The organism is Paenibacillus sp. FSL R10-2736 (assembly GCF_038000245.1).
GTDB lineage: Bacteria > Bacillota > Bacilli > Paenibacillales > Paenibacillaceae > Paenibacillus_AQ > Paenibacillus_AQ phytohabitans.
This window is the reverse complement of the sequence record NZ_JBBOBN010000001.1, coordinates 3,936,497-3,949,533: the sequence shown is the minus strand read 5'-3', so window position 1 is coordinate 3,949,533 and position 13,037 is coordinate 3,936,497. Positions and strand designations below refer to the sequence as shown.

Below are 13,037 nucleotides of genomic sequence, written 5' to 3'. Positions count from 1 at the left end.
TATAGCGGAAAAACCACAGCTTGGCAGAATATGCTCCCTAACAGTTAATTCTGTTCTGCGAATTGGGCTTCAACGGCTGCAGTTGCGGGAGGAAGATCCATGCCTTGCTTCCAGATCAGGATTGGATTATTATCCTTGGGGCCATAATAGATGGCCTTGATTTGAGTGGAGGGGTTGTTCCGGTTAGCGTTTAATAATTCGAGATCTATGGTGTCGTATCTGTTGCCAAGCCCGAGCTCTGCGAATTTTCGCGATTTAATTACAGGCCGTACTGGCGTAATATAGAAAATCCCGTCATTGCCCATTCTGGCATTGATCTGATTCACCTCATAGCCGTCGGTTATTTTTACATGATAAGCAATTTTACCGTTATTTAGCAGGCTTACATCGGTAATCTCGATTGAACTGGAAGGCACTTTGGTAATATTCCAGCGGAATAGAGTGGCATAGCCGAGAATAAGAACAGCACACACCGCTGTAGCCAGGAGCAGACCCTTAACAAAGGAAAGCACTCTTGCGCGGTGCCAGTAACCTTGAAAGCTGGAGAGTCCGGCGCTCTCCTGCTTGTTTCTGGCGATCACCTCAAATGGCAGGCTGCTATTCTGCTGAAGCTTGCGCAGGGCGGCGGAGCAATGTCCACAGGTGGCTAAATGGGCCTCTATGGCTTCCCTTGTAGCTGCACTGCATACCTCATCGTGATATAACGGCAGTAAATCCTCAACGACCTCACAGGACAGTTTGTTCATCGGTCTTCCTCCATTAATAAGTCTTGTATGATGTTTCTGGCGCGGTGATATGTAACCCTGGCCCAGCTTTCCGTTTTGCCGAATACCTGACTGATATGGTCAAAGGATAATTCTCCGAACACCCTCAGTGTGAAGACTTCCTTGTAGGGCTCCTTCAGACTGTGCAGCAGCTTATGGATTCGCAGGGCCTCTGTCTTGTCGATCAGCTTTTGTTCAAGATTAAGGCTGCTTGCCAGCAGCTTTTCCTGCGGCTCAGCGGGTTCCCGGCGTTTTTGCTTCTCCATATAGGTGAAGTAGGTATTTTTAGCGATTTGACAGAGCCAGACACTGATTTTACAATTGCCTTTGAACTGGTTAATATTTTTCACTGCTTTGACAAACGTTTCTTGCGTAATTTCCTCGGCAATTTGTGTATTCCGGCTTAAGGATAACGCAAATAAGTACACATCCTGAAAATATTGCTCGTAGATCTGCTCTACCTCGGCCACATGTTCACCACCTTACATAGATAAGACCCGGCTGCGGAAGATTCGTTACATATCAGCACAAAAAAAAGAGAAAGGGGCACAAGCCTATGAATAACATTGTAAGCCAGGCCTGGCCGGAGTGGAATGGAACGTTAAGGAAGCGGAGCGGAGGCTGGAATAACACCACCTACTTCGTGGACAAGGACGCCCGCCGCGCTGTACTAAGAATCTATGATACACATCGGGACCGGAATAAAATAGAGTTCGAGCATGCCGTGCTGCAGAAGCTGGCTATACTGGATTTGCCGTTTAAAACCCCCGTTCCCATTCTTACCTCCACAGGGGACACGATGGTCCAGCTTGAAGAGGGGGAAGGAAAGCTCGCTTGCCTGTTCGGCTATATTGATGGTGAATCTCCCGCTGAACAGGATTCCGGCTTCTATGAGTCGTTCGGTGAGGCAGCCGGGACATTATCTGCTGTGCTCGCTGATGTGAAGCCGGAGAGCCCTCCTGTATACAGGCCCTACTATGAGCTGGGGCGGTCGTACCCGCTGTGCACACGGGAAGCGCTCCGCGACCTGTTGTTGAATCCGCCTGAACCTCTCCAGGGTTTGCTGCCCGAACTGAAAGTGCTGGTTGAGGCTTATGAAGGTGTGGCAGACTCACTGGAGCAGCTGGAGGAATTACCCCACCAGCTGGTGCATGGCGATCTTAATGCTTCCAACCTACTGGTGGATGCGGAGGATGCTGCGCAGGTGACGGCACTGCTTGATTTTGAGTTCTGCACCTGGGATGTGCGGGCCATGGAGGCTGCGGTCATCTTGTCCGGGATGCTGTGCCACGAAGAGGAAGAGCGGATTATCCGTGATTTCTGGCGGGGCTTTAGCCGCAAAATCACATTTACCGCAGAAGAATTTGCAGCGATTCCGACGCTGATCCTGCTGCGTAAGGTTGACGTCTTTCTTCATTTTGTCACCCGTTACTGGAAAGGCATTGATGAAGTGAAGGTACTGCAGGAGCAGATCGCAGTGCTCGCTGCAGAGGTGATACAGATGTCGGGCGGGAAGGTGTAGCTGGAATTTTATTTTCTTAAAAGCGAGCCATAACAAATAAAACCTGTAAGTAGAAGCTTAGCTGAAAGAGAGCTTCTTACGGGTCTTTTGGCCGTATTCAATCTTATAATAAATTATTATCATAAATCCTATGTAAAAGCTCCCTGCCATAATGGATGACGTTCGGCTGTTTGTTGAGGGTGCCCCAATATATATCGCCAATTGCCATCTTAATGCAGCAGATTTGCACTTCTATATTCCTCTCCTTAAGTATCTCGGCTCCATAGCCTTCGAAATATGCTTTCATAGCACGTTTATTATCTTTGAAATATCGCCCGAATAGAATGGAGAAGTTATCCACATCAATACCCCATAACATATTCTCAAAATCAATCATTCCGGTGAAAATACCGTTATTATCAACCAGCCAATTCCCTGGTGTAGAATCCCAGCTTATGGGGACTGGTTTAGCAGGCTCAAAAATTTGAGTGTTCTGAAGAGCCCAATGGGTTAACTCGATCTCTGAAGATTGCAGCAACCCTTCCTGAGTACAACGCTTACTAACATCAATAATTGAATTGGATATATATTTAACCGGGTCTGCATTATGGTATAACTCAATTGGATTTCCATTCTTATCGGGGCGGCCAAACCAACGGCCATTCTGTGAATGATGTAAGACTCTTGTAAGTTCACCAGCTTTACGGTAAGCAGCATCATTAGCTGCGGAACTTAGTTCCGCTTCTCTCAGGATTGTCCCATTAATCGAAGTTATCAATATCGCTTGCCATTCATCGCCCTCAAAGGAACTGATCAGCTCTGGTACATACGGCTTCAAGTGACCTGTCCAATGAGTATAAGCAAAAACTTCCGGATGCCATCTTTGTTTTCTGGTATAGGTTTTTAAGTAATAACATTTGTTGCCGGTGTCTGAACTAAGCTTCCAGACTCCTGTCCTTACGCTATTTAATCTTAAATTAGCTATGACTTGAAAGGGGCCAATGGCGGATAGAACCAATCCGTTTAATTCAGGTGGATATATTTCTAGATTGAGCATGCTTATCCTAATCCTCCTCAAGCGTTGCCGGATACTATTGACATTTCTAACATATCATATTGTTCAGTCCGCGGATATTTTTGTTTACTGCCTGCCGCCCTTGAATTTGTCTCTTACCTAATAGTGATGCCGTACAGTTTGAATGTTAATAACAGTCCGGCTAACAGCCTTGAACAACCAAATAGGGCACACTCCGGCTGGGTGATACCGGAGTGTGCCCTATTTGTCTTGCGGATGCTACTAGATCAGCCGGTAACCCGAAGGCAGATTTCCGCTGCTGCGGATGCTGCGGATTTGTGCCAGGGTCAGCCTTTGGTTAGTTGAGATAATCGACTCTACATCGTTGCCGGAGATAAAGTCATCCAGATCACGGATGCTGTGGTTCCCGCGAAGCACACGGAAGCTGCCTCTGAACCGGGTTCTGCTGAACAGGACGAGCGTAGCATTGCTGCTGGTGGAGAAGAAACGGAGACTTTCGATTCCGTCCAGAATATTGTCTGTATTACGGATACCCAAATTGCCCCTGTAAATTCTGCTTCTTCCCCGGTAATTTTCTTCGCTGTACACCGTCAGCCGTGGATAAGTCTGTGAGATATGAACCTCTTTGTCCATGCGAACTCCTCCTCGAAGCTGGAATGGCAAATGCAGTGCGATACTGTCAGTTGCAATACTATTCTATGATTGCTTTGGAAGACTGGTATGGTTAAACCCCCCGCGTGAATAGCCTGTTTCCGGAGAGGATAAGGAAAAAATTCACAAACGGGCTTTACAGATTGAAATGTCTAGTGTACTATTTAACTAACACACCGACACAATAAATTAAATGCGCAGTTGGAAACAATAACAATCCCGTACTACACAAGGAGGCTGTCATGAATTCGTCCACTCGTAATCAAGGGCTGTCAGGCCCCATGAAGGAAGAAACCGTTTTGGAAATGCAAGGCGTCAGCAAGGTGATAAAAGGGAAGGCAATAGTAGATAACCTTAGCTTCGACATCCGCAGAGGGGAGATTATCGGACTGCTGGGTCCGAACGGGGCGGGTAAAACGACCACCATCCGCATGATGACCGGACTCATCCGAATGAGCGGAGGAGATGTCCTTATTCATGGGCACAGCATACAAAAGGATTTCAAGCGGGCCATCTCGCAGATCGGAGCGATCATCGAGAACCCGGAGTTTTATCCCCATATGACCGGTTATGACAATCTGAAGCAGTATCTGCGGATGAGTGACGGGGCCGGAGAATCGCGGATTGATGAAGTTGTGGCGCTGGTTGGACTGCAGGAAGCGATGGATAAGAAGGTAAAAGCGTATTCGCTGGGTATGCGCCAGCGTCTGGGCATCGCCCAGGCCTTGCTGCATTCGCCGAAACTGCTCATTCTGGATGAACCGACCAACGGGCTGGACCCCGCCGGAATCCGGGAAATGCGCGATTATATGCGCACGATTGCCGAGGTGGAAGGCATTGCAATTCTGATCTCCAGCCATATGCTGGCCGAGATTGAACAGATCTGCCACCGCGCGGTTGTAATTCAGAACGGGAAGCTTGTAACGGTTACGCAGCTTGCTGAGGCGCCGGAAGCGCGCAGTGAAGTAGCCCTCACCATCCGGGTGGATAATGCCGGGAACGCGCGTACTGTTGCCGAAGCACTGCAAGGTGTGGAGGTGACCGGGACAGATGAAGCTCATTCCGAGCTGCATGTAAGCCTGCCCGACGGGAACGTTCCGGAGCTTGTGGCTGCTCTCAGTGAAGCCAAGGTTGGGGTATACCGGATTACCGAGAATAAACAGAGTCTGGAAGATGATTTCCTGAAATGGACAGGGGGTAACCGCATTGCGTAAATTTAATCAGCTCGTACTGAATGAATGGCTTAAAATATCGAAGAAACGCAGCTTTACTGTTCCATATGCCCTTCTGGTGCTGATGGTATTTGTAATAGGTTATATTGTGCACACGGTGGCAGGGGCGGATACGTATGCCTCCGCGGCGGAATTCACAGCAGACTCACTGCTGCCTACAGGAATCGGCCAGGTGCTGGTGATCCTCGTCATTGTAGGGATAGCGGGGATAGTGTCCAAAGAATACAGCCAGGGGACCATCAAGTTTCTGCTGATCCGGGCCCGCAGCCGGACTGCGATACTGGCCTCTAAATATGTAACCGTACTGCTCTATTCATTGAGTATGCTGCTGATTGCGACAATCGCGCTGTTTGTCTCAGGAATGATCTTCTTTGGACTCAGCGGAGGGGATTCAGGACTGAGCGATATACTTACCTCACTGTTGTACTCATCCGTATACTGCATCGTGTATGCCACGATCGGATTTATGCTTGGAATACTGACCCGATCAACAGGAGTAACGATCGGTGCGACTATCTTTGCCACTACCATAGATAAAATCATCATCAACCGTGATTTCTATAAATACTTCCTGTTCCCGAACCTCAATCTCGCAGCTTATAAAGATGGCGGTGCGCCGATGCCGGGAATGACGTTGAACTTCTCCATTGTGCTGCTGTGCATATATATGGCGTTGTTCCTGCTCGCGGGATTTGCGGTCTTCAGACGCAGGGATGTTGCTTGATGGTTATCGAATTTGATAACAACCAGCCGATTTATCTTCAGATCATGAATTACATCAAAGGGGAGATCATCACAGGCAAGCTGAAGCCCGGTGACAAAATCCCCTCAGTACGAGAATTGGCCGCAGAACTGCAGATTAATCCGAATACGGTACAAAGAACCTTTCAGGAACTGGAGCGTGAGACAATCGTGGAGACCCGCCGCGGCATGGGCAGATATGTTACCGGAAGAGAAGAGACGATTCTGACCATCAAGAAGGAAATGGCACAGGATGTGCTGGACCGTTTTATCCGCGGCATGCAGGAGCTCGGCTTCCAGGGTGAAGATATTCTGGCTGCCGTAGCGGAGAATATACATCAGCGTAACCAAGAATAGGGGGATTACCAAGAGTGGATGAGTTACTTGAAGTACAGGGCGTGACCAAGAAGTTCGGCTCCAAACAAGCGCTGGGCAATGTCTCCTTTACACTGGGCGCAGGCAGAATTACCGGACTGCTCGGCAGCAACGGCAGCGGCAAAAGCACCCTCATGAAGCTGATCGCAGGATTGGCACAGCCGGGCTCAGGCCGGATTTCAGTCCTCGGTGTTCCCATTGGGGTGGAGAGCCGGAAGCTTGTATCCTTCATGCCTGACGTTCCCGTTACGGAGTCTTGGATGAATGTGGGGGATGCGTTGAAGTTCCAGCGGGATTTCTACCCGGACTTCGATCAGGCCAAAGCCCAGCGGATGCTCGATTTCATGAATCTCAGAGTACAGGATAAGGTCCGGACGTTATCCAAAGGGATGAACGAACGTCTCCAGCTCACCCTTGCGCTGTCGCGCCGGGCCAGACTCTACATGCTGGATGAGCCAATCGGCGGTGTCGACCCTGTAGCACGGACCAAAATTCTCAATGCGCTGATGGAGTTCTATGAGGAAGACAGCAGTATTCTGATCTCTACACACCTGGTGAACGATATCGAACGGATTTTTGACGAGGTTATTTTCTTGAAAAACGGGGAGATCGTTCTCCAGCGCGAAGTGGAAGAGCTCAGACTCGAGCGCGGAAAAAGTATAGATGAGCTGTTCAGAGAGGTGTTTGCCGAATGCTGAAGCTGTTAAAATATGACCTGAGACGCAGAAGGGAACGGATCCTCGTCTTTATTGTTATTGCTCTGCTGGTTCAGCCTGCGATTTGGATATCCAGCACTAAGGTCAATGAACAACTAATTTCGCTGAATCTGGTTATCTACTTTATACTTGCATTGGCGCTTGTATTTATAGCTGTATTCAGTTATTTCCGGAATCTGAAGTCTTACCAGCGGCGGCTTATCCCGGTTACTGCCCTGCAGACGGTCATGTCACCGTTGCTGTTTGCGCTACTGCTAATCTTGACGGTGATTGCTCTCGGTCTGGTGCATTTTGGCATTTACCAGCTTATCTACCCGCTGGACTTCCTGCCGGACAATATAGTGTCAGTTGGCTTAAGATGTTTATTGCAGTTTATGTGGTCAGTTGGTTTCATGATGATTATGGTTATGTTCTCTATTACTGTAGCATTAAGCTTTCGCTTCAAGGGGAGAGTATGGATAGGGATTGTGATCCTCACACTTCTGCAGAATGGTATAGCCTATCTTGAAAAGTTTATGTTTAACAGCTATTTCATTGGTCTGGACAATACCTTTAATTTTGAGATTTACGAGAATAATCTGCGGCCAGACAGCGGAGTAACGATCAGATATCTCTCTACGAATCAATGGCCGCTTCTTTTCGAATTTGTAGTTGCCATAATACTGATCTATTCAATGGTTGTAATGGTGAAAAAAAGAATTGAAGTTTGATCGCGTAGGGAGCTGCCCTGTGCATATGTCCATTCAACGAGAAAGCAAGGCTGACGATGTCAGCCTTGCTTTCGTTTTTGTGCAAATTACAGTTACAATCCCTGAGCCCTTCTGCTGTGGGTCCAGATCTCCAGTTCCCGCAGCAGCTGTTCTTCCTCGGCTTCCTGCAGATCAAGTCTTACCCCGTACTGGAACTGTCCAAGGCCGAACATCCAGCCCCAGCGGACACTTCCTTCATACTGAAGCTTCTCTTCCGCCAGCTGGAAATGTATAATCAGCTTCGTATCGCCTGCAGTGAAACGGAGGTTCAGAGAAGTACGTACCTTACAGCCGGAGCGGCTAAGGTCTAGCAGGATGCCTTCCGTCAATTTTCCGGCTCCGGGCCCGTTATTACTGGCCGGGATTTCAAGCCAGCAATCGATGGGCTGGTTCATAACATAACGGAACGGTTCTTTTCTGCTGGAGTCATCCATCATTTACCTCCGCGAGTTTATTTGCTATTATATCGAAACGGCTACACTTGGACAATCTCCTAAAGTAGTATATTTTAAAATAATTTATAATCCGGTATTCAGAACTTTAGATTCAATACCCATAAGAAGAGGGGTCAAAACATTATGTATCAATACCACAATGAAACTTTTCAGAATCATAATTTTGAGTATGCCAATATGCAGGATGGAGAGATGAACGGTTGCACCTTTGAACACTGCTCGTTCAGAGGGGCTTCCATGGAAGAAATGACCTCCAGCGGCTGCCGTTTTGTGAATTGTGATTTTACCGGTGCGCTGCTGAATGCTTCACTGCATAGAGACTGGGCTTTTACCAATTGCAAGTTTACCGGGGCGAATCTGTTTGTGTCGAAGTTCGAGAATTGTAAGATGATTGGTTCCGATTTCGCGAATGCTTATATGGATGGGATTACTCTCACCGGAGGGGACTGGGCTTATACGAATCTGCGCCACCTGAATCTCAGCAGGCAGGATCTGCGAGGCATCCGGTTCGCCGAAGCGGATATGCAGGGCTGCAATTTGCAAAAAGCGGATCTGCGCGGAGCCGACTTAAGCCGTGTACAGCTTGCGCAGTGCCAGCTTGCAGGAGCGGATCTGCAGGGTGCCAAGCTGGAGGGGATTGACCTGAAGAGTCTTGATCTTAAAGGGGTACGGCTGGATGTGGAGCAGGCTGTGCTGCTGGCCCGCTCGATGGGAGCCAAGGTGGGATAAGCGGAGGGTCTGGACGAATGGTTGCTATATACCTGGTTAAGTGAGCAATAAAGGAACTGCCGCCCCGTAACGGGACGGCAGGGCTGCAGTGTTTGTTGGAGCTGCCTTTATGTAACCTAGAGAAGAATTAGAGGCTATAGAGTGAAGCCATGCAGTCTACGAACATTTTGTTGTACTGGGAACGGGTCAGATCGCTGGAAGAGGCTATATCTCTGCCCAGGAACTCAAACCAGGTAATTTCCGTGCCGTCTTTTTTGTAGAGGAATCTCTGGTGTTCAATGGCAAAAACCTCATTCTCATAAGAAGGAACATGCTCAAATTTCAGTTCGGTCCCCTGTTTCTCTGATATAAGCGTTGCCAGCAGAATAAGCATCTTGAACGGATCATCATACATCTCAAATTGTTCTGTCATCATCAATCACTCCTTAAGGTGGCATGTGTTACAGGGCAGATTATACTATAATGCCAAAATGTAAACACTATCATCCGCGCAACTCAGCACAATATTGATACAACCTATGAGCTAAATTAAGGAAATCCGCAAGTCTGCCGGAAGCTGTATTATATTTCCGCTTATTCCTTCCGATAAATAATTATCGACCCTTTTCGACATAGAGTGAGCTACCAGGCAACCTCGGCGGTCGATGCTATGAAAAGGTCTTCCGAAGAGGAGAATGTGAATGTCTTTAAATCTGCGTACGTTATTTTCAACGGCTTTTGCGGTCATTATCATCCTGTTAACGGCATTGCTCAGCTATGTTATCGGCAACCGGTCTACACAGTCCGTAGAGGTCAGCATTGGCAGCTCTCTGGCGGAAGAAGCCTACCAAATGTCTGAGAAGCTTGATCATTTCATGTGGTCGCGTTCCGGAGAAGTGGAGGTATTGAGCAAGCTTAATGCATTTCAGGAGCCGGTTGACTCCTCAGAGGTCAGCGGATTGCTTAATCAGCTGAAGAAGAGTCTGCCGGTGTTCACCTGGGTGGGTTTCCTCGATAATAAAGGGAATGTCCTTTCTTCCACAGATCATATACTCCAGGGTACGAATATTAGCCAGCGGCCGGTGTTTCAGGAAGGCCTGAAGGGGACCTTCACCGGTGATGTCCATGATGCGGTGCTGCTCTCCAAGCTGCTTCCCAATCCTACCGGCGAAGCCTTGCAGTTTGTGGATCTGAGTGTGCCGGTTACTGACAAGCAAGGCCGGACAAGCGGTGTACTGGCTGCACACCTTAGCTGGGAGTGGTCGCGTGAGGTCGAGGCTTCCATTGTGACTCCGCTCAAGGAGCGCCTGAAGGGCGTGCAAGTGTTTGTAGTCAGCAGGAAAGATGACACGATCCTTCTCGGTCCTGAGGCACTCGTCGGCAAAAGAATGCCGAGTGAAGTGCTGCAGAAAGCCCGCAGCGGTAATAGTTCATGGATTATTGAACAGGAGCGGAATCAGGACTCCTATCTGACCGGCTATGCCTACGGGGACGGCTATCTGAATTATCCCGGGCTGGGCTGGTCGGTCATTATCCGCCAGCCAGCGGATATTGCCTTTGCCTCGGTGCATCAGCTTGAGCGCTTTATTCTGATCAGCGGACTGGTTACCGCAGTTGTCTTCGCGGTTATCGGCTGGCTGCTGGCCGGATGGATCAGCCGTCCGCTGAGGAACATTACCCGTACAGCCGATCTGCTCAGCTCCGGCGCTGATGTGGAGATTCCATCCTCGACCCGGTTCAAAGATGTGGCGATTCTGTCTGCGTCACTGCGCAACCTGGTGAATAATCTGACCAAGACAGAGAACAAGCTGAGCTACATGTCGGACATGGCGCTGCATGACAAGCTTACGGGCTTGCCCAACCGGGCAGCGCTGGATGAATTTCTGGCCCATGCGGTCAGCAAAGCCAAGCAGAACCGCACAACGCTTAGTTTCTTATACCTTGATCTGGACGGCTTCAAAAAAGTAAATGATACCTTCGGCCATGCAATCGGCGACGCCTTGCTGCAGGAGGTAGCCTTCAGACTGATGGACTGTACACGTGATAATGAAATCGTAGCCCGGCTGGGCGGGGATGAGTTCGTTATTATTCTTAATACTTCTGCCGGCAAACCTATGAAGGAGGCAGAAATTGTGGCTTCACGGATTATCAGTAAAATCAATCTGCCCATTGTGATCAGAGGCGAGAATCTGCATGTCGGCTGTAGTGTAGGCGCGGCAGTATGGACACCGGACGGGGGCAGCGACACTGTTGAAACCCTGCGGCTGGCGGATGAAGCATTATACATTTCCAAGCGGAGCGGAAAGAACCGGATTACTTTTGAGGCGGCTTCTTAAGTTCTCCAGCGCCTATTCATCACAGCAAATAACCTTTCTCCGTCAAATGACAGAGAGAGGTTATTTGGCATTCTGGTTATAGAGAACTATATGCAGATATGTATCTAACGAAGTCAGCGTAATCTCTTGCGTGGCTTAGACCACCATTTAACCCATAGAAATCCTTCGTCATCCCGGAAAAACTTAATACCTACCCAACTCAGCGGTGTCCAGAATTCCTTAAAATAATATGAAGGCATAGTAAATTAGTCCCTCCGATATAGTTAATTATTACTAGTTTACGCTACGATGGAAGATTTCACAATACTTTTTTTGCTTATAATTACCATATTGTGCATCAGCCCAGTTTTTTCAGGACCTCAGGCATATGATGCTAAGGAAAGACATAATGACGGCACAGGCTGAGGGAGGAATTGTAATGGGAGAGAATGTGGCTGGTTACGGCTATGGCTGTATTGGAACGTCGGCTGCTACCATTTTGGTACTGTTTATCTTGCTGGTTATTATCCTCAGCGTATTTTAGCTGAAGCTAACCGGACGAATAACTTAAAAAAGCGCCGGAGCGGGAGCTCCGGCGCTTTTTGCATAAATGATCCTTAAGGTTATACAGGTGCTGAATGCTGCAATCAGCTGTATTTATGGACTTGATGATAATAAACAGCTTGCTGGATAAGGAGAATTAGCGCGAGGACCATGATAGGCACCGGGGCAAAGCCAAATACCAGGGAGTACAAAGTGAAGAAGACCATCCCTATGAGCAGGGAGATGGATGTTACTGTGAAGGAGGAATAGGAGGAGCGGTATACAATCCACCGTTCGCCTTCATCCATTTTGGCAAAAAGCTCCCGCTGGGCGTCCCGCGAATTACCCAGACTAATATTTATCTGACGATCCGGATAATTGTTGTTGTACAGCTTGAAAGAATAGTGCAGCAAAACGAAGGAAAACAGCATGACAACTAGTGCGGTAAGCATGTTGGCTAACATGAACGGTGAATCCGAAGATTCTTTGCCTCCGGGTCCAAGCGCATGTGCGAGACTCATCAGAGTCCACAGTAATGAAATAATCATAGTATAGAAGCTTAACTGTATTACACTGCTCAGCGCCTTATCTTTAGAGTTCTCAATCTCTCCGTCATGCTTAGGCTCATCTTTCATCCGGCGGGCCTTAACCAGATTATAGAGAGTGAGCGCGGTCAGCAGCAGCGAGAGCAGGGCTATACTGCCAAACAGCACATCATAATCGTAAAAGATAGAAGGATTCAGATGGAAATCCTTAGGCACAGTAATCACGCCGGAAGCAAATACATAACCGATAGCTCCTCCAAGGGTCATGCTGCCGATCAGCATGATAAGCCCCCGGGGGTTCGTTCTCTTCTTAGTTTTCTTAATCTTCTTATTCATCGGGTTCACTCTCCTCTTTGTTAATCCAGAATACCGACTCCACCGTTACCGCAAATACCTCTGCGATCTTGAGCGCCAGCACTACTGAAGGCGAATAGTCTCCGCGTTCTATAAGGGCAATGGTCTGCCGTGAAGCGCCGATCCGCTGGGCTAGCTCGTTCTGGGACAATCTGTCCCTGGCCCTGAATTCTCTGACACGATTATTCAGCTCAGTCAAGTATTTCACCCCCTAAATTGAATTGTATATTATTATTGTCTAAATGTAAATTATTATATACAAAAAGACGATGATCATAGTCAAAAAATAATATTTCAGGTATGGAAAGATCCAATTTGAATAGTGTATATCAGGGATAAGCACAGGCAGCAT

17 protein-coding genes are annotated in these 13,037 nt (G+C 48.1%); 9 read left to right on the top strand and 8 right to left on the bottom strand.

Annotated elements, in window-relative coordinates:
- Positions 1 to 44 precede the first annotated feature (44 nt).
- Positions 45 to 746 (bottom strand): zf-HC2 domain-containing protein, encoded by a 702-nt coding sequence (locus NSQ73_RS17095; protein ID WP_340987397.1) that lies wholly within the window; start codon positions 744 to 746, stop codon positions 45 to 47.
- The gene (locus NSQ73_RS17090) at positions 743 to 1,234 is read right to left on the bottom strand and encodes an RNA polymerase sigma factor (protein WP_340987396.1); all 492 of its coding nucleotides are present in this window, start codon (positions 1,232 to 1,234) and stop codon (positions 743 to 745) included. Before NSQ73_RS17090 ends, NSQ73_RS17095 begins: the two co-directional genes overlap by 4 nt.
- A gap of 86 nt (positions 1,235 to 1,320) precedes the next feature.
- On the opposite strand from NSQ73_RS17090, the gene NSQ73_RS17085 reads away from it, so the two are divergent.
- Positions 1,321 to 2,286 (top strand): phosphotransferase enzyme family protein, encoded by a 966-nt coding sequence (locus NSQ73_RS17085; RefSeq protein ID WP_340987395.1) that lies wholly within the window; start codon positions 1,321 to 1,323, stop codon positions 2,284 to 2,286.
- A 103-nt stretch (positions 2,287 to 2,389) separates the two neighbouring features.
- On the opposite strand, the gene NSQ73_RS17080 is transcribed toward NSQ73_RS17085, so the two are convergent.
- Together NSQ73_RS17080 and NSQ73_RS17075 are read right to left on the bottom strand one after the other, a co-directional pair.
- Complete coding sequence (locus tag NSQ73_RS17080; protein WP_340987394.1) at positions 2,390 to 3,322, bottom strand: aminoglycoside phosphotransferase family protein; 933 nt, start codon at positions 3,320 to 3,322, stop codon at positions 2,390 to 2,392.
- A gap of 240 nt (positions 3,323 to 3,562) precedes the next feature.
- A complete protein-coding gene (locus tag NSQ73_RS17075; RefSeq protein WP_042136889.1) occupies positions 3,563 to 3,934 on the bottom strand; it encodes a hypothetical protein in 372 nt (123 codons plus the stop codon).
- 260 nt (positions 3,935 to 4,194) lie between these two features.
- On the opposite strand from NSQ73_RS17075, the gene NSQ73_RS17070 reads away from it, so the two are divergent.
- The 5 genes from NSQ73_RS17070 to NSQ73_RS17050 are packed head-to-tail and all read left to right on the top strand — an operon-like array spanning position 4,195 to position 7,726.
- Positions 4,195 to 5,166, top strand: a complete 972-nt coding sequence (locus NSQ73_RS17070; RefSeq protein ID WP_340987393.1) for an ABC transporter ATP-binding protein — start codon at positions 4,195 to 4,197, stop codon at positions 5,164 to 5,166.
- Positions 5,159 to 5,908: an ABC transporter permease gene (locus tag NSQ73_RS17065; RefSeq protein WP_340987392.1), complete on the top strand. Its 750-nt coding sequence runs from the start codon at positions 5,159 to 5,161 to the stop codon at positions 5,906 to 5,908. The genes NSQ73_RS17070 and NSQ73_RS17065 overlap by 8 nt, the downstream gene beginning before the upstream one ends.
- Positions 5,908 to 6,282 carry a GntR family transcriptional regulator gene (locus tag NSQ73_RS17060; protein WP_340987391.1) on the top strand — a complete coding sequence of 125 codons (375 nt, stop codon included), beginning with the start codon at positions 5,908 to 5,910 and terminating at the stop codon, positions 6,280 to 6,282. The genes NSQ73_RS17065 and NSQ73_RS17060 overlap by 1 nt, the downstream gene beginning before the upstream one ends.
- Positions 6,283 to 6,296: 14 nt before the next feature.
- A complete protein-coding gene (locus tag NSQ73_RS17055; RefSeq protein ID WP_042136895.1) occupies positions 6,297 to 6,998 on the top strand; it encodes an ABC transporter ATP-binding protein in 702 nt (233 codons plus the stop codon).
- Positions 6,992 to 7,726: a hypothetical protein gene (locus NSQ73_RS17050; protein ID WP_076244867.1), complete on the top strand. Its 735-nt coding sequence runs from the start codon at positions 6,992 to 6,994 to the stop codon at positions 7,724 to 7,726. Before NSQ73_RS17055 ends, NSQ73_RS17050 begins: the two co-directional genes overlap by 7 nt.
- A gap of 92 nt (positions 7,727 to 7,818) precedes the next feature.
- Here the strand turns inward: NSQ73_RS17050 and NSQ73_RS17045 are convergent, their stop codons facing one another.
- Positions 7,819 to 8,202 (bottom strand): PilZ domain-containing protein, encoded by a 384-nt coding sequence (locus tag NSQ73_RS17045; protein WP_339303354.1) that lies wholly within the window; start codon positions 8,200 to 8,202, stop codon positions 7,819 to 7,821.
- Positions 8,203 to 8,343: 141 nt separating this feature from the next.
- Here NSQ73_RS17045 and NSQ73_RS17040 point away from each other — a divergent pair, with 141 nt between their 5' ends.
- Positions 8,344 to 8,949, top strand: a complete 606-nt coding sequence (locus NSQ73_RS17040; RefSeq protein ID WP_340987389.1) for a pentapeptide repeat-containing protein — start codon at positions 8,344 to 8,346, stop codon at positions 8,947 to 8,949.
- Positions 8,950 to 9,076: 127 nt separating this feature from the next.
- On the opposite strand, the gene NSQ73_RS17035 is transcribed toward NSQ73_RS17040, so the two are convergent.
- Positions 9,077 to 9,364 (bottom strand): hypothetical protein, encoded by a 288-nt coding sequence (locus NSQ73_RS17035; RefSeq protein ID WP_231637862.1) that lies wholly within the window; start codon positions 9,362 to 9,364, stop codon positions 9,077 to 9,079.
- A 265-nt stretch (positions 9,365 to 9,629) separates the two neighbouring features.
- Here NSQ73_RS17035 and NSQ73_RS17030 point away from each other — a divergent pair, with 265 nt between their 5' ends.
- Together NSQ73_RS17030 and NSQ73_RS17025 are read left to right on the top strand one after the other, a co-directional pair.
- Complete coding sequence (locus NSQ73_RS17030; RefSeq protein WP_340987388.1) at positions 9,630 to 11,264, top strand: sensor domain-containing diguanylate cyclase; 1,635 nt, start codon at positions 9,630 to 9,632, stop codon at positions 11,262 to 11,264.
- Between the two features lie 418 nt (positions 11,265 to 11,682).
- Positions 11,683 to 11,787, top strand: coding sequence for a sporulation protein YjcZ (locus NSQ73_RS17025; protein ID WP_197073088.1), 105 nt, complete (start codon positions 11,683 to 11,685; stop codon positions 11,785 to 11,787).
- 103 nt (positions 11,788 to 11,890) lie between these two features.
- Here the strand turns inward: NSQ73_RS17025 and NSQ73_RS17020 are convergent, their stop codons facing one another.
- Both NSQ73_RS17020 and NSQ73_RS17015 read right to left on the bottom strand, forming a co-directional pair.
- A complete protein-coding gene (locus NSQ73_RS17020; protein ID WP_340987387.1) occupies positions 11,891 to 12,667 on the bottom strand; it encodes a DUF3169 family protein in 777 nt (258 codons plus the stop codon).
- Positions 12,660 to 12,884 carry a helix-turn-helix transcriptional regulator gene (locus NSQ73_RS17015; RefSeq protein WP_340987386.1) on the bottom strand — a complete coding sequence of 75 codons (225 nt, stop codon included), beginning with the start codon at positions 12,882 to 12,884 and terminating at the stop codon, positions 12,660 to 12,662. The genes NSQ73_RS17020 and NSQ73_RS17015 overlap by 8 nt, the downstream gene beginning before the upstream one ends.
- Positions 12,885 to 13,037 lie beyond the last annotated feature (153 nt).